At 59.9% G+C, this 23,053-nt stretch carries 22 protein-coding genes; 11 read left to right on the top strand and 11 right to left on the bottom strand.

Translation table 11 applies throughout. The features are described 5' to 3' along the window. Positions 1-221 (top strand): transposase (locus BM036_RS17935; protein WP_177186102.1); only part of this gene is annotated, 221 nt, incomplete at its 5' end. 158 nt (positions 222-379) lie between these two features. Here the strand turns inward: BM036_RS17935 and BM036_RS17930 are convergent. The 5 genes from BM036_RS17930 to BM036_RS17910 form a co-directional block, all read right to left on the bottom strand. Beyond that, complete coding sequence (locus tag BM036_RS17930) at positions 380-1,141, bottom strand: crotonase/enoyl-CoA hydratase family protein (protein ID WP_091854861.1); 762 nt, start codon at positions 1,139-1,141, stop codon at positions 380-382. A gap of 84 nt (positions 1,142-1,225) precedes the next feature. Continuing rightward, entirely contained in the window at positions 1,226-2,011 is a 786-nt protein-coding gene (locus BM036_RS17925; RefSeq protein WP_091854859.1) for a glucose 1-dehydrogenase, read from the bottom strand. A 61-nt stretch (positions 2,012-2,072) separates the two neighbouring features. Then, positions 2,073-2,483 (bottom strand): hotdog family protein, encoded by a 411-nt coding sequence (locus BM036_RS17920; RefSeq protein ID WP_091854857.1) that lies wholly within the window; start codon positions 2,481-2,483, stop codon positions 2,073-2,075. 2 nt (positions 2,484-2,485) lie between these two features. Further along, positions 2,486-2,941, bottom strand: a complete 456-nt coding sequence (locus tag BM036_RS17915) for an FAS1-like dehydratase domain-containing protein (RefSeq protein ID WP_091854856.1) — start codon at positions 2,939-2,941, stop codon at positions 2,486-2,488. Between the two features lie 11 nt (positions 2,942-2,952). Further along, positions 2,953-4,620, bottom strand: coding sequence for a class I adenylate-forming enzyme family protein (locus BM036_RS17910; RefSeq protein ID WP_091854854.1), 1,668 nt, complete (start codon positions 4,618-4,620; stop codon positions 2,953-2,955). Between the two features lie 252 nt (positions 4,621-4,872). On the opposite strand from BM036_RS17910, the gene BM036_RS17905 reads away from it, so the two are divergent. The 10 genes from BM036_RS17905 to BM036_RS17860 all read left to right on the top strand — a co-directional run bounded on the left by BM036_RS17905 (position 4,873) and on the right by BM036_RS17860 (position 15,555). Beyond that, the gene (locus tag BM036_RS17905; RefSeq protein WP_091854852.1) at positions 4,873-5,250 is read left to right on the top strand and encodes an EthD domain-containing protein; all 378 of its coding nucleotides are present in this window, start codon (positions 4,873-4,875) and stop codon (positions 5,248-5,250) included. Between the two features lie 215 nt (positions 5,251-5,465). Next, the gene (locus tag BM036_RS17900) at positions 5,466-6,347 is read left to right on the top strand and encodes a branched-chain amino acid ABC transporter permease (protein ID WP_091854850.1); all 882 of its coding nucleotides are present in this window, start codon (positions 5,466-5,468) and stop codon (positions 6,345-6,347) included. 12 nt (positions 6,348-6,359) lie between these two features. Further along, positions 6,360-7,436, top strand: a complete 1,077-nt coding sequence (locus BM036_RS17895) for a branched-chain amino acid ABC transporter permease (protein ID WP_091854848.1) — start codon at positions 6,360-6,362, stop codon at positions 7,434-7,436. Between the two features lie 9 nt (positions 7,437-7,445). Further along, positions 7,446-8,219, top strand: a complete 774-nt coding sequence (locus BM036_RS17890; RefSeq protein ID WP_091854846.1) for an ABC transporter ATP-binding protein — start codon at positions 7,446-7,448, stop codon at positions 8,217-8,219. Beyond that, positions 8,219-8,992, top strand: coding sequence for an ABC transporter ATP-binding protein (locus tag BM036_RS17885; protein ID WP_091854843.1), 774 nt, complete (start codon positions 8,219-8,221; stop codon positions 8,990-8,992). The genes BM036_RS17890 and BM036_RS17885 overlap by 1 nt, the downstream gene beginning before the upstream one ends. Then, entirely contained in the window at positions 8,983-10,881 is a 1,899-nt protein-coding gene (locus BM036_RS17880) for an AMP-dependent synthetase/ligase (protein ID WP_218144841.1), read from the top strand. Before BM036_RS17885 ends, BM036_RS17880 begins: the two co-directional genes overlap by 10 nt. Before the next feature lie 63 nt (positions 10,882-10,944). Continuing rightward, a complete protein-coding gene (locus BM036_RS17875) occupies positions 10,945-12,126 on the top strand; it encodes an ABC transporter substrate-binding protein (RefSeq protein ID WP_091854841.1) in 1,182 nt (393 codons plus the stop codon). Between the two features lie 85 nt (positions 12,127-12,211). Beyond that, a complete protein-coding gene (locus BM036_RS17870) occupies positions 12,212-13,561 on the top strand; it encodes a hypothetical protein (RefSeq protein WP_091854839.1) in 1,350 nt (449 codons plus the stop codon). 8 nt (positions 13,562-13,569) lie between these two features. Beyond that, entirely contained in the window at positions 13,570-14,343 is a 774-nt protein-coding gene (locus BM036_RS17865) for an SDR family NAD(P)-dependent oxidoreductase (protein WP_177186101.1), read from the top strand. Between the two features lie 51 nt (positions 14,344-14,394). Further along, on the top strand, positions 14,395-15,555 hold the full coding sequence (locus tag BM036_RS17860) for a C4-dicarboxylate TRAP transporter substrate-binding protein (protein WP_091854835.1): 1,161 nt from the start codon (positions 14,395-14,397) through the stop codon (positions 15,553-15,555). Between the two features lie 51 nt (positions 15,556-15,606). Here the strand turns inward: BM036_RS17860 and BM036_RS17855 are convergent, their stop codons facing one another. The 6 genes from BM036_RS17855 to BM036_RS17830 form a co-directional block, all read right to left on the bottom strand. Further along, positions 15,607-16,767 (bottom strand): C4-dicarboxylate TRAP transporter substrate-binding protein, encoded by a 1,161-nt coding sequence (locus BM036_RS17855; RefSeq protein WP_091854833.1) that lies wholly within the window; start codon positions 16,765-16,767, stop codon positions 15,607-15,609. A 156-nt stretch (positions 16,768-16,923) separates the two neighbouring features. Continuing rightward, positions 16,924-17,691 carry an SDR family oxidoreductase gene (locus tag BM036_RS17850; RefSeq protein WP_091854831.1) on the bottom strand — a complete coding sequence of 256 codons (768 nt, stop codon included), beginning with the start codon at positions 17,689-17,691 and terminating at the stop codon, positions 16,924-16,926. 3 nt (positions 17,692-17,694) lie between these two features. After that, positions 17,695-18,690, bottom strand: coding sequence for an NADPH:quinone oxidoreductase family protein (locus tag BM036_RS17845; RefSeq protein WP_091854829.1), 996 nt, complete (start codon positions 18,688-18,690; stop codon positions 17,695-17,697). Between the two features lie 174 nt (positions 18,691-18,864). Further along, positions 18,865-19,644: an enoyl-CoA hydratase/isomerase family protein gene (locus tag BM036_RS17840; protein WP_091854827.1), complete on the bottom strand. Its 780-nt coding sequence runs from the start codon at positions 19,642-19,644 to the stop codon at positions 18,865-18,867. Between the two features lie 18 nt (positions 19,645-19,662). Continuing rightward, complete coding sequence (locus BM036_RS17835) at positions 19,663-21,669, bottom strand: acetyl/propionyl/methylcrotonyl-CoA carboxylase subunit alpha (RefSeq protein WP_091854825.1); 2,007 nt, start codon at positions 21,667-21,669, stop codon at positions 19,663-19,665. A 70-nt stretch (positions 21,670-21,739) separates the two neighbouring features. Continuing rightward, on the bottom strand, positions 21,740-23,053 hold a 1,314-nt coding region (locus BM036_RS17830), incomplete at its 5' end, for an acyl-CoA carboxylase subunit beta (RefSeq protein ID WP_143066648.1).

Raw genomic sequence — 23,053 nt, 5'->3', positions numbered from 1 at the left:
AGAAAGCAACGAAAGCCGCCACACCTGAGCGGATGATCCGTCGCATGGCTGCCGTTGAGCCGACCTTCGCCACACTCAAAAGGCTGCTGAATAAAGGGCGATTTACCTGCTGGGGTCTGAGTTCTGCCAGTAGTGAATACAGTCTGGGGGTTCTGAGTTACAACCTGATGCGGGCGATCAACGTGCTGGGCGTGAAGGGCATGCTGGCAAGGCTGACTTGAGGCACTTACGCCTCTCTATCGCATGGAAATATATGCTGATTGAAAGCAAAAATGCCCCGGACGATGTCCGAGGCATTTTGTGGGCCTGCTCAGAAGCTATGTAAATCGAGTTTTTACACAGCCTCGGTTTAGCGGGCCTTTTCACAACTCACTGAGACTCAGCGATTCTTCCACACCGGGGCACGTTTCTCCGCAAACGCGCGCGAACCCTCGATGGCATCCTCCGACTTCATCACCGGGTCAATCAGCTCAGCCTGGCGATCGAACATCTCGTCCAGGGACCAGTCCTGCTGCTGTGCGATCACATTCTTGGTCGCCTTCAGTGACATGGGCGCATTGACAGCGATGGCGCGGGCCAGTTCCAGGGCGCCAGACATGGCCTCACCCGCATTGACCAGCCGGTTGATCAGCCCCAGGTCATACATCCGCTGGGCGTCCGCCATATCACCGGTCAGGGCGAGCTCCATGGCCACCCGGTACGGCAGCTGACGGGGCAGTCGCAGCAGACCACCAGCACCCGCTGCCAGGCCACGCTTCACTTCCGGCAGGCCGAACTTGGCATTGTTAGCCGCGACAATCAGGTCGCAACTGAGGGCCAGCTCGCAGCCACCGGCCAGGGCATAGCCCTCGATAGCAGCGATAACCGGCTTGCTCAGTTTTGCCTGCACGAAACCGGCGAAGCCTTTTTCATCAGTGACGACCTTCTCACCGGCCACAAAGGCCTTCAGGTCCATACCGGCGCAGAAGGAGCCGCCGGCACCGGTCAGGATCAGCACTCGCACGTCGTCCCTGGCTTCAAGCTCATCCAGGGTCTTGTCCATGGTCTCGGCAACCGCCTGGTTGATGGCGTTCTTTGCCTCCGGACGGTTCAGGGTAATGATGGCAACGCCATCTTCGACTTTCAGTTCGATCACGCTCATGTTTGTTTCTCTTGTTATTGATGGGGACTGATATCTCATCACGTCGTGAACTACCGCGCCTCGGTCAAACCGACGATCTTTCCCCTACATCAACGCAACCGAAAACCCGCCATCGACCACCAGGTTGGTGCCGCTGACATAGGCGCCGGCGTTGCTACACAGATAAAGCACCGAGTACCCGATATCCTCAGGCTCACCCAGACGCTTGACGGTAGTCTTCTCAACAATGCGTTTCTTGGTATCGGCGTCAAAGGCATCCGCCAGCTTGGTCTGGATGACGCCGGGCAGAACGGTATTGACCCGGATGCCTTCTCCACCGAACTCAAGGGCGAACGAACGGCTCATACCGATCAGGGCAGTCTTGAGGGTGGAATAAAGGCTCAGCATCCGGTCCGGATGCAGGGCAGCGACGGAGGCCAGGTTGACGATGCTGCCGCCGCCTTTCAGGCGCATCAACTTTACCGCTTCCACCGACATAAACCAGTAGCCTCTCAGGTCCACCTCGACGGTCTTGGTGAACAGGCCCACCTCCGTGTCCTCAATGGTTCGCCAGGGGCTGAGCACTGCGTTGTTGACCAGGATATCCAGGCCGCCATGTTCCTCTTTCAGCCAGGCAGACATGGCTTCGATATCCTCCATACGGCCAATATGGCAGGCACGCCCTTCAGCACTCAGCCCCTGCTCACGAAAGCCGGCAGCAATGGCATCGCACTCATCCTGCTTGCGGCTACTGATGATCACATGGGCACCTGCCTGGGCAAGCACACGGGCGGTCGCTTCGCCAATCCCCATGGTCGACCCGGTAACCAGGGCCACCTTACCCTCCAGGCTGAAGGCCGATGCCAGTTCCGGTGGTAGCTGTGCGGTCATGGTTTCCCCCTTTGATGAACGCAGTTTGTTGTTGTCGGGATGATGTGGGCGGCCTGCTGGCTCACTGGTGGAGCCTCACGCTCGCCTTCCCCGGCGTTATGACTTCTCCGGCCTCGTTCACAATGGCGAGCTCGACGTCGACCTCCCCGTCGGCCTCCCGGACTTCCGTTATGCGCCCACGGGCGCGCAGCGTTTCTCCGATATAGGCCGCCTTCCGGTTGCTGTATTCAAAGCCCGACAGGACGCCATCTGTGCCCACCCACTCCAGCACCAGCTGGGTCAGGAAATCCCCCTGCAGCGGGCCGTCAATCACGATGCCAGGGTGGCCCTCCTCACCAGTGGTGTAGGGGTGGTCATAATGGATCCGGTGGTGGTTCCAGATGGCGGCGTTGTACATGAACAACTGCACCTCATCCGGCTTGAACGCCCGCTCCGGTAATGGGTCGCCGACATGAACCCGGGATAGCTTCATGGTTACCTCGCAATGCGGGTGGAGTGCTCCGTCATGACCGGCTCCCCCGCTTCGGTTTCAACACGGTTCTCAACCACCGCAAAGATCAGCGGCCCCTGCGCCCCTTCCTTTTCGAACAGGTCCACCAGTGTCTGGCGGGAAACCAGAACATCACCGGGATAGATGCCCCGGAACCAGGTCTGCTGTGTGCCCCCGGCCATCACCCGCTTTAGGGGCAGTTCCGGCACCAGCCCCGTGTCCGGTGGCAGGCCATCATGGCCCAACTGCTCCCGCGGCAATATGGGCAGGAAAAGTCCAAACAGAAACATGGGGGGCGCCTCATCCCCATCGATAAACCGCTGCAGGCGCTGGCCGGTAGCGGCCGAGTATTTGCAGATTTCGCGGCGGGTCACTTCTGCACTGACGGGGGGTAATTGGCGCCCGACCGCCGCATTGAGTTCCGGTGTCAGCAACGCCATGGTTAAACTCCTCAATGGTCCAGCCCGAGACGGGATCTGGCTTCTGCATCCAGTTTACGAAAATCGATCTTGCCCTCAGGCGTCACCGGCCAGGCGCCCTCCCACTCGAGAAATTCCTGTGGTATCTCGTAAATCGCCATAACGCCCTTACAAGCCTCCCGGATGTCCCGGGTTGAACCAAGGGCGTGTCCGGCCCGTGGCCTGACAAAGGCAACGATCTTCGAGCCCCAGTAATCGTCCGGAACACCAATGGTCTTGACGTCGTCAAAGGCGTCCTGGAACACCTCGAGCAAGAGGTTGGTTACCCGCACGGTTGAGACATTTTCCCCACCGGTTTTCAGCACGCCACCGAGCCGCCCCAGGAAGGTGATATAGCCGTTATCGAAGGTGCCGTAATCACCACTGTGGAAGTAGCCTTCCTCGTCAAAGGACTGCCGGGTCTCTTCCTCCTGGCGATGGTAGCCCCGGAACAGGAAGGGGCTCCGGTAGCAGATTTCCCCTGGCTGGCCCTGAACAACCCGGTCACCGGTTTCCAGGTCCTTGATCACTACTTCCACCCCGGACAGAGGCCGGCCATGGGTGTATTTCTTGATGCGGTAATCCATGCAGTCATGCTCCGCCAGCGAAACCAGCGGGCCATTCTCGGTCTGGGCATAGAGGTTGTTGATGGTCGCGCCTTCCGGGCACATCTCCTTGACCAGGTCGTAACTACGGGGCTCACCGGCAAGCACTGCCTTGCAGATCGTAAAGTCATACCCGGAAAACCCCGGTGCCCTGAAAAGCCCCTGCCAGTGGGAATCGAAGCCGAAGGTCGCGGTTACCTTGTACTTGTCTATGATTTTCAGCGCCTGTTCCGGCCGGAACTGTTCCATCAGATGCAGTGTGCTACCAGCCAGGGTCAGACTGAGATTGAGTCCGAACAAACCGCTGTTGTGATAGAAGGGGCTGAGATTGATGTAGGAATCGCCTTCCTGGTAACAAAGGTTCCTGGCACCGAAATGGGCCGTCGCCAACGGGGGCCGATGGTCCCAGAGGGCGCTCTTGGAGAGCCCGGTGGTACCCGAGGTCTGGCACATGAACTGGATATCGGTGGGACGACCCTCTGTGATCAGCCGGTCGAATGTCGCCTGGTCCCAGTCCGCACCACGCTGTTCCAGGTCACTGAAATCCAGGAAACCGTCATGACGCAGCCGCTGGCGGCTCAGGCACACCATGTGAGTAAGTGCAGGAATTGCCTCAGAGGAAACCCGCGCCCCTTCAACCTGTAAGTCAGGAATTGACTCTTTCAGTGTGCGGATATAATCCCGGTCAGCATAGTGATCGACCGTGACGATCACCCTGGGATTGTTACGGGGCAACACACCCTGGAATTCAAGGACGCCCCACAGCAGGTTCAGCGGATTGATGATGGCTCCGAGCTGAAGCGTCGCAAAGTACAGGCACGCAAACTCCGGCGTCGGGCTGGGCAATACGGAGACCACATCCCCCTTGCCTACGCCAAGGCTGATCAAACCCTGGGACAACTGGTTAACCCGTTCCTGCAGGACTCGATAGGTGATCTCCTCGCCCTCGAAAACGATGGCAACCTTGTCCGGCTGAGCGGCACAGACTTCGGCAAACAGCGCCTGGGTTGTGTTGTCGTACCAGCGGTTGTGAAGGGATCTCTCCGCGAGTGTCATGGGCACTCCGTTACCAGGTCGATGGGGGGATCAAGGGAAGGCCACATGGATGCGTTGCAACTGTTCCTCACCATTCCCGGCCTTCAAGTTAACAGCCGGGAGACAGCCACACTTGTGCCTACTGGCTGCCTGAGAGGCCCGCCCGTGTTCAAAACAAAAACATTTGGAAGCTGAACGACCCATAGCCACCTGACGCAAGTCACAGGCAGATCAACCTCCCTATTCTGGCCCAACAGCTGAAGGAGATTGTCGATGGTAAAGCTGATTTTCTGCCTGCGAAGAAAGCCGGGGATGTCCCTGGAAGCATTCCGGGATTACTGGGCCAACCAACATGCACCCCTGGTGCAGAAACATGCCCAGGCCCTTGGCATCCAGCGCTATGTCCAGAGCTACACCCTTTCCGCCCCCCAGTTCTCCAAGATTGCCGAAGCCCGTGGTGCACCGGAGGCGTTCGATGGCGTTGCAGAATTGTGGTTTTCGGACTTGAATGAAATGGCAGAGAAAGGCGCGTCGCCCGAAGGCAGGGCGGCTGGCAAGGCACTGATTGAAGATGAGGCCCGCTTCATCGATCTGGCCCGGTCGCCCCTGTGGATTTCGGAAGAAAGGGAATTCATAGGCAACGGGAACTGAAAATAACAACACAACAATAACAACCCATAACCGACTGGCGTGAGAACAATAATGACAACAACCCATCAAGACCCGATCGTCCCTAAAGTCACAGGCGTCCCCACCGGCTCCCTGAGCGCGGTGGCAACCCCGCTCTGAGCGAATCCGGTTCCTGAACCCCCGGCACCCAAGTGCCCGGAGGGAACGCATAACAGAGCCAAGACGGGGGACAAACTGTGCTCAATGAATTCCTGCAACTGATACTCAGTGGTATCGCCATTGGCTGCGTGTACGGCCTCGTGGCACTGGGCTTTGTGTTAATCTACAAGGCCACGGAAGTGGTGAACTTTGCCCAGGGCGAGCTGATGATGTTCGGCGCCTTCATTGCCCTGACCATGGGCGGACTGCAGTTCATGCCCTTCTGGCTGAGCGTAGTGCTCGCCGTCCTGGCGATGGCCCTGATTGGTGGTGCGGTCGAGCGGGCCGTGATACGCCCGGTTCTCGGACAGCCTATTTTCTCCATCGTGATGATCACCATTGGCCTCGGGTTCTTTGCCCGGGGGCTTGCCAGCCTCATCCCCGGCTGGGGCACCCTGACCCACCGCCTGCCCACCCCCTATGCAGACCAGACCGTTGCCTTCGGTGAGCTGGTGCTGTCCGCCGGTCACCTGATGATCATCCTGGTGACGATTGTGCTTTGTATACTGCTGTTCGCCTTCTTCCGCTATACCCGCATGGGTGTGGCCATGCAGGCCATTTCGCAGAACCAGCTTGCGGCCCACTACATGGGCATTCCGGTCGCCAGGGTCAATACCCTGATCTGGTGTATCAGCGCTGCCGTCGCCGCCATTGCCGGTATTCTGCTGGCGCCCATCACCTTTGTTCACGCCAACATGGGACTGATCGGCCTCAAGGCCTTTCCCGCTGCGGTCATCGGAGGGTTTGGCAGCATTCCCGGAGCGATCGTTGGCGGCCTGATCATCGGCATTGTGGAGGCGCTTTCCGGGCGTTACCTGCCGGACGGCATCAAGGATGTCTCAGCCTACGTGGTGCTGCTGGCGGTTCTGATTATCCGACCAAACGGTCTGTTTGGTGAAAAACTGACCAAGAAAGTCTAGGCGGGCCGACTGATGCGATTCCTTTTCAAGACGTCATACAACCAGGACATCCGCCTGTTCAAGGACCGGATCACCATGGGCTGGTACCTGGCCCTGGGAGTGGTATTGCTTGTCCTGCCCCTGCTGCTGGGCGAGTACTACCTCTCGCAGGCCAGCTTTGTCCTCATCTACGCCATTGTGGGGCTGGGGCTGATGCTCTTGTCCGGCTTTACCGGGCAGATTTCGCTGGGGCATGCGGCGTTCCTCGCGGTGGGCGCCTACACCGAAGCCGTATTGTCAGCCCGCGGCGTTCCTTTCGTGGTCTCGCTGCCCATGGCCATGGCCGTGTCTGCTGCGGCCGGATTCGTCGTGGGGCTACCAGCACTGCGCCTCAAGGGTATCTACCTGGCCATTGCGACCCTCGCTTTCGGCTTCATTGTCGAGGTTACCCTCCAGCAATGGGAAAGTGTGACGGGTGGCTCCATGGGCCTGCTTCTCGAGCCAGTGACACTTCTTGGCGTTACCCTGGACTCGGAATCCGGTTTCTATTACCTGGCACTGGGTCTGACCGGCCTGACCCTGCTGATCCTGAAAAACCTGCTGAGGAGCCCCACCGGCAGGGCCTTCGTGGCAATTCGTGACTCGGAAATCTCGGCCCGCAGCATGGGTATCGGGCTGGCCCGCTACAAGACCCTGGCGTTCGTCATCTCGGCGGCCATAACCGGCCTGGCCGGCGCCCTGTACGCCCACAAGCTCCAGTTCATCTCTCCGGAGCAGTTCGGCGTCTTCGTTTCCATTGAGCTGCTGATGATCATTGTGATCGGAGGCATGGGTTCGCTGCACGGTGCCTTTCTCGGCGCACTTTTCATGACCATGTTGCCGGAGTTCATCGCCATTTTGAGGGAGTACCTGCCCTCCAGCCTGGCCTATCAACCAGGCCTGCAGCCCACCATCTTCGGGGCTATCCTGATTCTGTTCGTACTGCTCGAACCTGCCGGGCTCTATGGGCGCTGGGTGAAGATACGCACCTGGTTCCAGCTCTTCCCGCTCTATCGCAAGGGCCTGATGAAGCGCGAAAAAAGTTACGTCAAATCGGACCGGCTGAGCTAGGAGGACACCATGGCCTTACTGACGGTTGAGAACCTGTCCATGGAGTTTGGCGGCATCCGGGCCGTGGACGATGTGAGTTTCCGGGTCGGGGAAGGTGAGATCTATACCATCATCGGCCCTAACGGAGCGGGCAAGACCACTATTTTCAACATGATCAGCCTGATCTATCGCAGTTCTTCCGGCCGCATCTGGTTCGATGGTAACGACCTGTCTGCCAGGAAACCCCAGGATCTCACCCACCTTGGGCTGGCGCGGACCTTTCAGAACATCGAACTGTTCGAACACGAAACCGTCCTCCAGAACCTGCTGGTGGGACGTCACTGCCACTCCCGCACCCGTCTCTGGCAGCAGATGCTGTTCACACCGGCGACACGGCGGGCCGAGATCGAGCACCGGGAAGCGGTGGAACAGGTGATCGACCTGCTCAATCTGCAGCATTACCGCGACAGCGTCGTGGGCAACCTGCCCTATGGTGTCCAGAAGCTTATTGAACTGGGACGGGCATTGTGCGCCCGGCCTCGCATCCTGTTGCTGGATGAGCCCTCTTCCGGGCTCAACGTGGAGGAAACCGACGACCTGAGCTTCTGGATCGAAGACATCCGTAACCTGCTGGGGATTACCGTGGTGATGATCGAGCACGATATGCGCCTGGTCAGCCAGGTGTCAGACCGGGTCCTTGCGGTCAGCAACGGTCGTGTACTGGCAGAAGGCACCGCCCGGGAAATCCAGGAAAACCCGGCCGTTGCGGAAGCCTATCTGGGAACCCGGGAGGACGTGGCGTAATGACTGATACCGTGCTCGAGATCAAGAACCTGGAAGCGTCCTATGGTTCGGTGCAGGCCCTTCGGGGCGTCTCCCTCAGTATCCAGGAGGGCACCATAGCGACCATCCTTGGTGCCAATGGCGCCGGCAAGACCACCATTCTCAAGTGTATTTCCGGCATCGTTGACCCCCGCAAAGGCAGTATCCACTACCTGGGAAGAGCCATTGGTGGCAAGCGCGCCGACCTGATCGTCCGCATGGGTATTGCGCACGTGCCGGAGGGACGCCAGGTCTTCCCACTGCTGTCCGTTCGCGAGAACCTCTGGCTCGGGGCCTATACCCGTACCAGTCGGGTCGAGGCCCTGGAGGATCTGGAAGCGGTTTACCGCTACTTCCCCATACTCAAGGACCGGGAAAAACAGGAGGCCGGCAAGCTCTCCGGCGGTCAGCAGCAGATGCTTGCGATAGGGCGCGCCATGATGGCCCGTCCCTCGGTACTGTTGATGGATGAGCCCAGCCTGGGCCTTTCTCCGAAGCTGACCGAAGAAATCTTCACCATCATCCGACGCATCAACCGGGACTGGGGTACGACGATTCTCCTGGTTGAGCAAAACGCCAGCATTGCCCTGCAAACGGCCTCCCATGGCTACGTTCTTGAGTCCGGGAGGATCGTGATGGAGGGCCCCTGCGAAAAGCTGTTCCAGGATGAGGGGGTACAGGAGTTCTACCTGGGCCAGAAAGAAGAAACCGGTGTTGAACGCCGCCGCTGGAAGAAGACACGCAAATGGGCATGAAAACCGACAGCCAGGGGATGGACCGGGCGGTCCAGGCTTCTGGCCAGCCAAGAGGTGAAGCCGGCATGCCGGATACCCAAGCCATGACGATAGGGAACACCCGAACCGTTCCGGAAATGTTCCAGGCTGCCTGTGCAAAACGGGGAGCCGATATCCTGCTACGCCAGAAGGAATTCGGCATCTGGCAGGAAGTCACCTGGCACGACGCCGAAAAATTCGTCACGGACCTCGGCCTCGGACTGATCGCCCTGGGCCTCGGCCCGGGGGACCGGGCGTCCATACTGGCCAATACCGTGCGCGAGTGGCTTTACGCTGACCTCGCCATACTCGGCGCCGGCGGAATCTGTTCCGGCATTTACCCCACAGACGCAGCCAGCCAGGTGGAATTCCTGATGCAGGACTCCGCCTCCCGCTTCATTTTCGTGGAAGACGAAGAGCAGCTGGACAAGGTATTCCAGGTGCGCCATGCCCTGCCCCTGCTGGAAAAGGTCATTGTCTTCGAAATGAAGGGGCTCCATGACCTTGATGACCCCCAGGTGATGAGCCTGGAAGCCCTGCAGACCCTGGGACAGCAGCAGTCTCCTGACATCCGTGAGCTATGGTGGAGCCGGCAACGGGATATCCAGCCGGACGACACCGCGATACTGGTCTACACCTCCGGCACCACCGGCAAGCCCAAGGGTGCCGAGATCAGCCATCACAATATCCTCGCCAATGTCCGGGCCTGGCTGACGGCGGTGCCCATGTTCGAGGGTGATGAACGCATGGCCTTCCTGCCCATGTGCCATGTGGGCGAGCGCATCGCCGGCTGCTATACCTCCATGCACGCGGGGGTTCGCCTGAACTTCGTGGAAAACTTCGAGACGGTGCCGGAAAACGTGCGGGAGATATCGCCCACCATGGTCGGGGCTGTGCCCCGGGTATGGGAGAAGTTCTATTCGGCCATCCGCGTTCAACTGGCTGAAGCCACGGCCCTGCAACGCTTCTGCTACCGGATTGCCATCGACGCCGGTCACCGGATGGCTGCCTGCCGGCTGGAACAACGGAAACCCGGCCTTGGGCAGGTCCTGTGGTTCCGGCTACTGGACTGGCTGGTCCTGGGCAACGTCAAGCGCATGATCGGCATCGGCCGGGCACGGGTACTGGTAACCGGTGCGGCGCCAATTTCCCCGGAACTGATTCGATGGTACCTGGCGCTGGGCGTCGACCTGGTGGAAGGCTGGGGCCAGACCGAAACCTCCGGCTTTGCCACGGCCAACACACCAGGCCAGTCCCGACCGGGCACCGTCGGCAAACCCATGCCGGGAGTGGAGATCCGCATCTCCGACGAGGGGGAAATCCTGGTCAGGGGAGACATTGTCTTCAAGGGTTACCTTAACCTGCCGGAAAAGACCGCCGAAACCATCAGGGATGGCTGGCTTCACACCGGCGACGTGGGCGAACTGGATGAAGACGGCTTCCTCAAAATCACGGACCGGATGAAAGACATCATCATCACCGCCGGGGGCAAGAACGTCACGCCCACGGAGATCGAGAACGAGCTCAAGTTCAGCCCTTACATCACCGATGCGGTGATCATCGGGGACGCGCGCCCCTACCTGACCTGCCTGGTCATGCTGGACCAGGACAACGCCGAACACTACGCCCAGGAAAACGCCATACCTTTCTCCAGCTACGGCAGCCTGTGCCGGGCCGAGGAGATCGTAACCCTGATTTCAGAAGAAGTTGACAGGGTGAACCAGCGTTTTGCCCGGGTCGAGCAGGTCAAGAAATTCCGCATTATCGACAAGGCCCTGACCGCCGAGGACGAAGAACTGACCCCGACCATGAAACTGAAAAGAAAGGTGATCAGCGAGAAATACAAAGACCTGATCAACAGCATGTACTGACCCGGCAAGACCACCGGGTCTTCCACCGAGCAACCGCCACTGACGTGGCAGGAGTACTGAACCATGACAACAACAAACGGTATCAAGCTCGCCTGTGCACTCACCGTAGGCCTGACCACACTGGTCAGCCTGCCGGCCGGTGCCAGGACCCAGGGTGTGACCGATGACCAGATCACCATTGGCACCATCCAGGACCTGAGCGGCCCATTGGCTGCCCTCAGTAAAAAATCCCTCGACGGCATGACCATGCGTGTCGACGAGATCAATGCCGAGGGGGGCATAAACGGACGGGAGATACGCCTCGTCGTTGACGATCACGGCTATCAGCCCAGGCGCGCCCTGCTCGCTGCCCAGCGAATGATTCAGCGGGACCGCATCTTCACCATGATGGGCGTAATGGGCTCCGCCACCGCCATGGCTACCATTCCGGAACTGACCAAGAACAACGTACCCAGTCTGTTTCCCTTCAGTGCTGCCCGCCAGACCTATACCCCGATTAACGATCTGCAGTGGGCGTCCGTGGCGACCTATGACGGACAAATGGAAGCGGGCATCCAGTACATGATGGAGGAGAACTCCTTCGAGCGCCCCTGCGCCATCTACCAGGATGACGAGTTCGGTACAGAGGTTCTCAAGGGGGCGGAGGCGGGTCTCGAGAAACTCGGCAAGGAAATGGTCGAAACCACCTCCTTCCAGCGGGGCTCCACAGACTTCTCCTCTGGTGTCGCAAAGCTCATGGCCGCCGACTGTGACCTGGTGGTTATCGGGGCCGCCCTGCGGGAGCCCGTGGGCATCATGAACGAAGCCCGGACCCGTGGCTGGAGCCCTGCCTTCTTCGGCAGCGCGGCCTCCTACACCACCGAGCTGCCAAAACTCGGTGGTGAGGCTGTCGAAGGCTACTACGCCATGTCCGGGGTCGAAATCCCCTACGCAGCGAGCAGTGAGTCTGAAGAGCTGCGTGAATGGGCAGTCGCCTACGAAGAAAAGTTCGGTGCCGAACCGGACGGATTCTCGGTGCTGGGTTACACCATGGTGGAACTGTTCAACCGGGCCGCCGCAGCAGCCGGAGAGGATCTGACCGTGGACAGCCTGGTCGCCCAACTGAAACAGCTTGAGGCACCGGACCTGTTCGGCGCGGACTACTACTTCGACGAGGACACCCGCAACGGTGCCGCCACCGCCAGCCTGTTCCAGGTAAAGGACGGCATCTGGATTCGTCAGTCCGGGGCCCTCGAGACACCTTGACCACACAGTGGGTGGAAGGCATTCCCTTCCACCTTCACTTGTCCTCCATTTGAACCGTCTGAATACCTCCGGGGAGGCTCTGACCATGTCCAGACAATTTACCCAGCAGCAGATCGACGACCTGACCCTTCCCTTTGAAGAGCATGCGCTGGACGCGCTATTGGCGGACGACCTGGATTCTGTCCGGAGCTGGCTTGACCGGATGGCCCAGGGCCACGCCGGGCTTGATGCCCTCTCGGCCCATGCCCTGGCCCGGAAAATGGGCAAGCTCAGACAAGACTTTGGCGAAGCCGAGGCCCGTCGGCTACTGGAAGTCATCGGCCGGCAACTGATGAAAACCTGGCATGCCCAGTTGCGCGAAGGTGACGAGAAAGGTGCTTTCGCTGACCTGGTCAGCATCTATCGATACCAGGGCGACGCCCACTTAAATGCATTACAGGAAACCGACGACGAGGTGACCCTGGACCTGGCACCCTGCGGCAGCGGCGGCAAGCTCGACCGGCAGGGGCTGCCCGACCGCCATCCTGACTGGTACGGACGCTGGAGCGATGGCATCAGCACCTTCTGCCAGGGCTGCAAGGCCTGCCAGCGGGCCCTTAACGAGTCCCTTGGCGAGGACGTCTGGACCACCGAAAAGGGCGAGGATGGCCATTGCCGCATGCGCTTCCGCAAGCGTAGCAGCCAGGGAAGCCGCCTGTTCACGGACCAGGAGCTTGAGACCCTGCCGAAAACCCGGGTCCAGCTGGCCCGGGAAAAGCTGGACGCCGGCGAGACCGACATTGAACCGCTGCTCAGGGGACAGCGCAAGGAATGGCAGCCATGGCATGACTTCGGTGTGGTCTGGCTGGAGTATTTCTACGCCACGGCACTCGATAAGGGCGGCGCCGACTACCTGGACGAAATGCTGGCCCAGACTTACGAACCGGCCTTTGACGCCGGATTCCCCCGTTACAGTGCCTTGAGCGACCAGGAGCTGCTTGAAGAAGTTGCCAAGACCTGGAACTACCACTGCGCGGATTTTTCGGTAACGGAAGAAGATGACCGTTTCGTATTCCGGCTCGACCCCTGTGGCAGTGGCGGGCGACTGTTCCGGGGTGAGATGTGGCGGGACATGTTCCACTATGGGGAGCCGCTTTCGCCGACCATGGCCGAACCCCACAACATCAACTTCAACCGTCACCAGGCGCCGACCTACTGCACCCACTGTGCAGCCTCGAACCGTGCCCAGCTCAAGGACGGACCTGAAGGCTCCAACCCCAGATTCTTCGTTATCGACGGACACGCCCAGCAGAGACCTGGCCAGGCCTGCCGCCAGTTCAGCTACAAGAAAAACGCCGACCGGGCCGCCATGGACCCTGCGCTGCCGGCGCAGATCGGTCTGGACTGGACATCCGCCGACCGGACGATACCCGCTCGCAACCTGGAGAACAAGTGATGATATCAATGGCAGGAAAGACCGCCCTGATCACCGGTGGATCAAGGGGACTGGGACGGGCCGCCGCAAACCGGCTGGCAGAACTGGGTGCCAATATTGCCATCCTCGACATTGATGACCAGGCCGCCGCCACGGTAGAGGAAGTACGATTGCTGGGACGCAGGGCAACCTATCGCAAGACCGACGTGTCCAGCAACGAGGCAGTGCGGGAGTCCGTGGCATCCGTTGAGGGAGAGCTCGGCCACATTGACATCCTGGTCAATAACGCCGGTATCGTGAAGAACATTGCTCCTATCAGCCGTATGGCACCGGAAGCCTGGCAGAAGGAACTGGGAGTAAACCTCAGCGGCCCCTTCAACCTGATCCAGGCCATTGCCCCCGGCATGGCCGAGCGAGGATGGGGCCGTATTGTGAATATCTCCTCGGCAGCGGCCCGCGGCGGCCTGTTTAACCAGGCCGGGTACGCCGCTTCCAAGGCCGGCGTGCTGGGACTGACCCAGAACGTCACCCTCGAGTTTGCGGGCAAGGGCGTTACCTGCAACGCCATTCTTCCCGGCGTCATCGGCACCGAGAATGTCATGGCCATGCCACAGGAAATCTTTGACCAGGCCGTCCGCCTGGTTCCCACCGGCCGTGTTGGTGAACCTGAAGAAGTGGCAAACCTGATTGCCTTCCTGTGTTCGGACCTGGCCGGCTATATCAACGGCGTCGACATTCTGATCGATGGCGGCGCTGCACTGAACACCGTAGTTCTGGGGAGCCGTAAAGCCCTGAAATCCTGACCAGGGAGAACCTGACCTGCGGTACAACAACGACAATAACGGAGGCAAACCATGCCTGTATCCCCCCGATTCCGAAAAGCCCTTCTCCCGATCGCCCTGGCCAGCGGCCTTGCTGTCACCATGACCGGCCAGGCGAAGGAACTCAGCTATGCACTGGGCTTCCCGCCCAACTCTGCCGCAGATGATGCGGCGACCACTTTCGCCAACAAGCTGGCAGAGGAAACCGGTGGCGAGGTAACCGCCAAGAACTACGCCATGTCACTGCTGAACCTCGCCGAGATGTCCGACGGCGTCCGGGACGGCATCGCCGATATCGGTAACGTGCTGACACCCTATTTCCCGAGGCAGTACCCCCACGCCAACATGGCTGCCGAGCTGACCATGCTGCTGGCACTGGACTCCCGGGCAAAGGGGCGCCAGGGCATGGCCTATGCCGGTGTCATGGGTGAGTTTCTGCTGCTGAACTGCGCGGACTGCGTACAGGACTTTATCAACCAGGGCCAGATCTACCTGCCCATGGGGGCAACACCGGAGTACCAGTTGCTCTGTTCCAGCCCCATCGAGACACCCGAAGACCTGAAAGGCAAACGGCTGCGGGTTGCCGGGGCCCAGTGGTCACGATGGGCTTCCCACTTTGGGGCAACCAGCGTTTCCCTGTCCGGTAATGAGGTCTACGAGGCACTGGAACAGGGCGTGGTGGACTGTACGGTTCAGTCCAACCCGGAACTTGGCAACTTCGGACTCAAGGATGTGGTGACTGACATCACCGTGGGCATACCTGGTGGTGTTTTTTCCGGCGGATCGGTCAGTGTCGGCCTTTCCCCGTGGCAGGATCTCTCTGCCGAACATCGCGAGGATTTGCTCAAGGCAGTCAGCCACCTGATGGCCGACATGACCTGGCGCTACCAGACCTATGGCGACCGGGATTTCAAGGAAGCGAGGGAGAGCGGGGTCAATATCCACCAGCCCTCCGAAGCGCTGGTTGAGGCTTCCCGCGATTTCGTCAGGGAAGACATCCCGCGGATCGCCAGCAATTACACCGAGCAATATGGCATGACCAATGCCGATGCCAAGATCGAAACACTTCGTCCCATTGTGGAGAAGTGGGTCAAACTGATGGACGAGGCCAAACTGGAAGACGCCGAGGACCTGGCGGCTATTTACTGGGAGGAGATTCTCTCAAAGGTTGATGTCGAGACCTACGGCCAGTAAGTAACATCCCCTGTTCCAGTTCCTGTACGAGCCGGAACAGGGGGCGTTTTTTTACAGGCCGTGACTACTCACGTCCACCTTGGAAAACACTTCCTCCCAGTACAGATCCGCAAGTGAATCAACACTGTCAATTTCCTGGACCAGCTCAACCCACTTATCGAGTATTGGCCTGAAGTCGGAGAGCATCTCCGCACTGCGCTCAACACCGTACTTTTCAGAGTAATGTGTGGCCAGGGTATCCATATCCTGTTCGATAAAGGTCTGGGTTACCTCTACCAGTTCGTCATCCGCGTCGTGAAACCCCACACCACGCTCCCGAAGTCCATCGAGCACTTCGTCTTCCCGCTGGTGATAGACAAACGGAATCTGAGCAGCCTCTACGGTTGCGGCATGCAGCATGGCCCGGCGCTGATCCTCGGTCAGACTACGCCATACATCGGCGTTAACATTGGTTCCGGCCGTCGTGAAAATACCACCGGGTACGGCCATTGTGATATCAGTAACGGCTTCTGTCAGACCGAAATTATGAATCTCCGGAGCCGACAATACTATGCAATCCACCACACCCTGGCTCAGCGCTTCATTCATTTCATTGGCCGACATGGTTATACCAACTCCACCCACAGACTCCACCCAGCGCGACCAATTGCCAGCTCCGACCCGCATACGCTTGCCCTTGAGGTCATCGAGACTTTTAACGGGGGTCCGACACACCAGGCCATAGGAGGAGCCTCCGGTCTGTCCGGTGTAGACCTGGTTCTGTTCGGCAAACTCTTCGTTACACTCAGGGCAATGGTTGAAAACGAACTCTGACATGGCGCCAATGTAGGCTAGTCCCTCTTTTCCAACGATCTTGTCGCCATACAACCGTAACAACATTGAAGACTCAGAGAGCAGGTTGGTGTGGGGGTATTCCGCGGGGAAATAGGGGGTAAGCACAAACCCAATATCGGCGATACCATCCCTTAGGCCAGCCGAGGTCTCGGCCATGTTCAGCAGAGACATGGCATACACCTTCACTGACAGCTCTCCGTTCGAATATTCTCCGACCGCATCGGCATAGGCCTGCCCGGCATCCACCACGAACGACCCAGGCGGGTGTCCCATCGCATAACGCAGCTCCCGGGTTTCCGAGACCGCAGGTCCGGCAAGCACCCCACCGATCAACGGGATAGCAGTCAGGCCGATCACTGATTTCAACAGCTTGTTCATCACGTGCTCCTAAGGTTTGGGCATTATCGTTATTGTTCCGGACTCAGCCGGGGACCTTTCAGGACACTCGCTACTTCTTTCTTTTTGTTTTATCGAATGCTTATTCAGGTAACTGTTGGTATGAATGCCTCCTCTTTGTCATGGGACGAAGGTTGATCAATCTGCCCTCGCATGCAGCTTCTGCATACCCCGCAGCCAGCGGTCAATATCCTCTGCCTTGGACTGGTAGTAGGTCAGCACTTCCTCGTGGGGCAGGATCAGGAAACGCTCGTCTCGGAGACCATCCACGACGGTCTGGGCAACATCGTCAGCGGTCAGTTCATGCCCGCCGGACATCAGCTCCTGCCGTACCTCGGAAGCGCTGCGAAACATCGGGGTGTCGACAGCGCCCGGGCACAGGCAGCTGACACCGATACCCCGCGCGCCATAGGTGATGGCAAGCCATTCCGCGAAGCTGACGGCAGCATGCTTGGTGACCGCGTAGGGCGCGTCAAACTGGGACAGCAGACCGGCGGCGGATGCGGTGTTCAGCAAGTATCCGCTGCCCCGCTCCAGCATGCGGGGTACCAGCGTACGCGCAGCATGCACATGGGCCATCAGATTGACGTCCCAGGTCTGGTTCCAGACTTCGTCCGGCAGTTCGATACCGCCCGGAATCGCGATGCCCGCATTGGAGCAGAACAGGTCAACCGGGCCATACTGAGCTGTGGCCACATCCACAACCCGCTCAATATCGGCAGCAACGCTGACATCCACCTGCACCGCCAAGCCGGCGATCTCCTTCGCGACCTGGCTTGCTGCTTCGATGTCCCGGTCGGCAACCACCACGCCCCTGGCACCTTCCGCCGCAAATCGACGAGCCATTGCCGCTCCGATACCACTGGCCCCACCGGTTACAACGACGACCTTACCGTTCAGCTCCATGGCTCAGCCTCCATCGCGCCCGCGTTCGGTATAGACAATCAGCTTGCCGGTAGCCCTGCGCTCCTTCAGGTCGATCAGCGCCCTTGCGGTATCCTCCAGTGGATAGCGTGCGGTGATCCGGGGGTTGATACGGCCGTCGGCGAGCCAGCCGGTCAGTTCATCCATCAGTTCGCGGAACCGTGCCGGCTCCCTGTCCTGGAAGGCGCCATAAAAGACCCCCACCAGTGAGCAGCCCTTGAGCAGGGTCAGGTTCAGGGGCAGTTTCGGGATGTCCCCGGTGGTAAAGCCGATCACCAGGAAGCGACCGTTCCAGGCCATACCCCGCAAGGCTGGCTCACTGTATTCACCACCCACCGGATCGTAGACCACATCCACACCACGTCCGTCTGTCAGCTCCCGGATGCGATCCCGAAGATCTTCGCTGCTGTAATTAATGGTTTCGTCGGCGCCGTGGTTGCGGCAAATTTCCAGCTTTTCGTCGGTGGAGGCAGCAGCGATGACACGGGCACCCATCACCTTGCCCAGTTCGATGGCCGACAGGCCGGTACCACCCGCGGCCCCCAGCACCAGCAGGGTTTCACCGGGCTGCAGGTGGGCCCGGTCCTTGAGAGCATAGTGGGTCGTACCATAGGTGATAACCAGCGCTGCACCAGCGTCCATGCTGACGCCATCCGGAAGTCGCACGACCTTGCTGGCTGCCACAGGTGCCTCCTCGGCAAATCCGCCCCAGCCCGGGATACCGATAACCCGGTCGCCGGGAGCAAAGCCTTCAACACCGGCTCCGACGGATTTGATGGTTCCGGCCACCTCTCCCCCGGGAACAAAGGGAAACGGCCTCTTGAACTGGTACTTGCCCTCGATGATCAGGGTGTCGGGAAAATTGGCGGCACAGGAGTGTACCGAGATAATCACCTCACCTTCGGACGGCTCAAGGGATGGCACATCTTCCAGGGTCAGCGCTTCGGGCGGACCGTATTGCTTGCATAGAACCGCTTTCATGTTGTGATTGTCCCTGTTGCACGTTTTGGATAGTAGCTTTCGACTCTAGGCCGCTATGGGGTGGGGTTCTTGTGCTGACTGGCTACGCAGGACGAAAATAAAAAACCTCACGCAGAGGTGGGGTAAGAGTCGCTCAAGAGAACATCCAACAACCTGAATGACTATCGTCTTCTATCAGCGCCCGGGCCAGCGGGGGGCACGCTTTTCGTTAAACGCTGCCATACCCTCCTTTGCATCCTCGGTCAGGGTCATGGTAGTGAGCTGGGTTTCGGTATAGGCAATGGCCTGTTCGAAGCTCATATCCTCAATGGCCTTCATGGCGTACTTGCCTCGGCGAATGGCGGTGGGAGACTTGTCCGTCAGGCGACTGATCAGCCAGTCCACCTTGGCATCCAGTTCCTCCGGCGCCACTACATGGTTCAGCAAGCCATGCTGAAGGGCTTCGTCGGCAGTGAACGGCTCTCCGGTGAGGGTCCATTCCCGCAGCACGCGCCGCGGTACCAGGCGCTGCATCAGGCTAAGTACCTGCATGGGAAACAGACCGACTTTCACCTCCGGCAGGCCAAATTTCACGTTGCTGTGGGCTACTGCCATATCACCCATGCAGAGCAGGCCCATGCCGCCCGCCATACAGACGCCGTTGACCCGTACGATACAGGGCGTGGTGGTATTCACCGCCAGCCGGAACAGGTCCGCGTACTCTGCATTGGGTTTTGAATAATCGAAGGCGAAACCCTGGCCCGGCTGCAGGTCACCGCCAGCACAGAACGCCTTTTCACCAGCGGCTGTGAGTACGATCACCCGGATCTCGGGATCCGATTCTGCTTTCAGATAGCCCTCACGAATCCGGGCAATCACGTCATTGTTGATGGCATTACGTTTTTCGGGCCGGTTGATGGTGATCCACAGGGCCGGCCCCTTCTGTTCCAGCAAGACCGCTTCTTGTTCAGACATCATGGCTCTCCTGGTTGATCAGTTGCTTTCAGCAGGGGTAGCTGTTTCGGCCGGGATAACCTCGGCAATCACCTTGCCAGCGGTGACCTGTTCACCTTCGCTGACCGTGAGCGACACAATCGTTCCTGCCACTGCCGCCACGTGGACGTGTTCCATCTTCATCGCTTCCAGCACAACCACCGGCTGGCCAGCCTCGACCGTATCGCCCTCACCGGCATGCAGGGCTACCACCCGTCCGTTCATGGAGGCGCGGATGACGCCATCACCGGCTTCATCCCCGGCAACGGCAGCCTCATGGGTATGGTCATCCACACGGTAGGAGTGACCGCGGTAGCGCAGGTAGAGGCGTGAACCCGCACGAATCATCTCGGCGGTTTCTGACAGGCCCTCGCAGGTGAACCGCACGCGGGCACCGTCCACGGCATCCAGCGTCAGTTCAGCGGCGGCGTCGTCCAGCTGAATCCGGAAGGTGCCATTACCCTGATTGCTCACCCGCGCGTCAGCGGCTTCCCCGCCAACACTGAAGCGGAAGATGATCGGCAGGCGATGGGTAATGGTGCTGATCGAGCCACCGTAGCTACCCTGTGCGTCGGTGGTATACAGCAGCACGGCGGCCAGTAACCGGGCCCGGTCATCGGCGCCCTGGTCCCTTGCCAGCAGTTCATCCTGGTGGTTATCAACGAAGGCCGTGGTCGCCTCCCCCTGGATAAAGGTGGGGTGCTCCAGGCAGGCGCTCAGAAAGGCCTGGTTGGTTTCCACGCCCAGTGCCGTAGCGTCCTTCAATCCGCTGACCAGGCGACGGCGGGCCTCTTCCCGGTCCGCCCCGGTGCTGATCAGCTTGGCGATCATGGAATCGTAGAAAGGCGGGATCTCGGAACCGGACTCCACCGCATCTTCTACCCGCAGGGTGTCAGGCATGTGCCACAGCGCCATGGTGCCACTCTGGGGCATAAACCCTTCGCTGGGGCTTTCGGCGCACAGACGCACTTCAATGGAATGGCCTTTCAGGACAATGTCGTCCTGACTCAGGGGCAGTGGCTGACCGGCGGCGACCCGCAACTGCAGCTCCACCAGGTCCAGTCCGGTGATGGACTCGGTTACCGGGTGCTCAACCTGAAGCCGGGTGTTCATCTCCATGAAATAGAAGTTGCCGTCCTGGTCCAGCAGGAATTCCAGGGTGCCGGCCCCCTCGTAATGGATGGCCTTGACCGCGGTAACGGCGGTCTCCCCCATCCGCGCCCGCAACTCCGGCGACACCGCCGGTGACGGTGCTTCTTCCACCACCTTCTGGTGACGGCGCTGGATGGAGCAGTCCCGCTCCCCGATGTAGACAGCATTGCCGTAACGGTCCGCCATCACCTGGATCTCGATATGCCTCGGGTTGATGATGGCCCGCTCCAGGATCACTTCCGGGTCACCGAAAGCACTTTCCGCCTCGGACCGGGCGCTGCGCAGGGCCGCCGGAAAGTCTTCCGCCTTTTCCACCAGACGCATGCCCCGGCCGCCCCCACCGGCGGTGGCCTTTATCATGATGGGGAAGCCCACGTTGTCCGCTTCCCGGATCAGGCGATTCTCGTCCTGGTCCTCCCCCTGGTACCCGGGTACGCAGGGCACGCCCGCACCCATCATCAGCTGCTTGGCACCCGCCTTGTGTCCCATGGAGACAATGGATTCGGCAGACGGGCCCACAAAGATAATACCCGCCTCCTTACAGGCTTTCGGCAGGCCCGGGTTTTCCGCCAGGAAACCATATCCGGGATGGATCGCATCGGCGCCGCTGAGCTTTGCCGCCTCGATAATCCGGTCAATACGCAGATAGGAGTCCGCTGGCAGGTCGCCGCCTATGGCTACGGCCTGGTCAGCAGCCCGAACGTGGCGGGCATTTCTGTCTGCGGATGAATAGACCGCTACGGTCCGGTAACCCAGTTCACGGGCGGAGCGGATAACTCGGAGCGCGATTTCGCCCCGGTTAGCGACCAGCACCTTGGTAAAGGGGGTCGGTTTGCTTGCTGTTGTCGTGGTCATGATAGTCAGACACCGTTCTCATTCTTTGGGCGGCCGGCAATACCGGCCGGGTTCCGGGATTCCATCAGGGTCAGGGGCGCGCCACACCAAACTGCATCTTTTGGGGCTCACGCCGCTCCGCGTCACGACAGACCGACAGCACGTAGGACAGTACCGAGCGGGTCTCACGAGGGTCGATGACACCATCATCCAGGAGCCTGGCACTGGTAGTGAACACATCCATCTGGCTCTCGAAGGTGTCTACGATTTTCTTTTCCATGGCGGCGAGCTTGTCGTGATCCACTTCGCCGGTCTTGCGCTTCATGGCCGCTTCGGTGACGTTGGTCATGGTCTTGGCGGCCTGTTCGGCGCCCATGACAGCGGTCTTGGCGTTGGGCCAGGAGAAACAGAACCGGGGCGCAAAACCGCGCCCGCACATGCCATAGTTACCCGCCCCGAAGGAGGCACCACAGTAGATGGTGATCTGGGGCACGGTGGCGTTGGTCACCGCCTGGATCATCTTGGAGCCGTGCTTGATGATGCCCGCCTGCTCGTATTCCTTGCCGACCATGAAGCCGGTGGTGTTGTTCAGGTACAGGATTGGCGTCTGGGACTGGCAGCAGGCCTGGATAAAGTGGGTCGCCTTGGTGGCGCCGGCCGGGTCGATGGGGCCGTTATTGGTGATGATGCCCACCGGCAGCCCCTCAACTTTGGCATGGCCACACACAGTGGAGGACCCGTAATTGGCACCGAACTCCAGGAAGTAGGAGTCGTCCACGATGCGGGCAATCACCTCTTTCATGTCCACCGGACGCTTGTAGTCCATGGGCATGACGCCCAGCAGCTCTTCCCGGTCATAGCGAGGTGGCTGGAAGGAGCGTGGCTTGTCTTCCGGCAGCTCACCATCCCAGTCCAGCTGGGCGACAATCTCGCGCACCATGCGCAGGGCGTCGCGGTCGTCTTCTGCCAGGTAATCCCCCAGTCCGGAGATGCTGGTGTGCATCTCGGCGCCACCGAGTTCTTCCTCGGTGGCGATTTCACCGGTGGCCGCCTTGAGCAGGGGCGGTCCGGCAAGGAAAGCCCTGGAGCGGTCACGAACCATGATGATGTAATCGGACAGACCGGTCTGGTAGGCACCGCCTGCGGTGGACGAGCCGTGGGTGACCGTGACCACGGGCAGCCCGGCCGCCGACAGGCGGGTCAGGTTGGCAAACAGGGTACCGCCGTGTATAAACTGGTCCACCTTGTATTTCAGCAGGTTGGCGCCCGCACTCTCCACCAGCTGGACGTAGGGCAGTTTGTTCTTGAGGGCCAGTTCCTGGACCCGCAGCTGTTTTTCCAGACCCATCGCTTGCATAGCGCCGGCATCAATGCCCGAGTCGTTGGCGGCAATCATCACCCTTAC

The organism is Marinobacter segnicrescens, assembly GCF_900111555.1.
GTDB classification, from domain to species: domain Bacteria; phylum Pseudomonadota; class Gammaproteobacteria; order Pseudomonadales; family Oleiphilaceae; genus Marinobacter; species Marinobacter segnicrescens.
Note: the sequence above shows the minus strand (reverse complement) of the source record. Positions and strands in the feature narration are given on the sequence as shown.